This is a genomic window from Amycolatopsis keratiniphila subsp. keratiniphila, from assembly GCF_001620365.2.
In the GTDB taxonomy this organism is placed as follows: Bacteria; Actinomycetota; Actinomycetes; order Mycobacteriales; family Pseudonocardiaceae; genus Amycolatopsis; species Amycolatopsis keratiniphila.
This window is the reverse complement of sequence record NZ_LQMT02000042.1, coordinates 368,519-369,105: the sequence shown is the minus strand read 5'-3', so window position 1 is coordinate 369,105 and position 587 is coordinate 368,519. Positions and strand designations below refer to the sequence as shown.

Annotated in this window: 1 protein-coding gene; it reads right to left on the bottom strand. The window is 67.5% G+C overall.

The features are described 5' to 3' along the window. Positions 1–587, bottom strand: a 587-nt coding sequence (locus tag AVR91_RS39885; RefSeq protein ID WP_228709460.1) for an adenosylhomocysteinase, incomplete at both ends; no start/stop codon positions are given.

Below are 587 nucleotides of genomic sequence, written 5' to 3'. Positions count from 1 at the left end.
GCAGACGACCGCGACCTTGCCGCCGATGAGGACGTCGGTGCCGCGGTTGATGCCGTCGATCAGCGAATGCCGGATGCCGTAGCGGTTGTCGAACTTCGACTTGGTCACCGCGTCGTTCACGTTGATCGCCGGGAACAGCAGTTCACCGGCGGCGGCGAGCTGGTAGAGCCGCAACACGCCGGTGGTGGTCTCCTCGGTGACCCCGCGGACGCCTTCGCCGATCTTGGTCCATTTGCCGGTGTCCGCCGCGACCGAGGCCCGCAGCAGTTCGAGGAACACGCGGAACTCGTCGGAAGTGTTCTCGTCCGGCGTGGGCACCACACCGGCCTTCTCGTACTCGGTTCCCTTGTGCACCAGCATGGTGGCGTCGCCGCCGTCGTCGAGGATCATGTTGGGACCTTCACCGTCCCAGGTCAGCATCCGCTCGGTGCACCACCAGTACTCCTCCAGCGACTCGCCCTTCCAGGCGAACACCGGGACACCCTTGGGCTCCTCGGGGGTGCCGTGCGGGCCGACGACGATCGCCGCGGCGGCGTGGTCCTGGGTGGAGAAGATGTTGCAGGAGGCCCAGCGCACCTCGGCGCCCA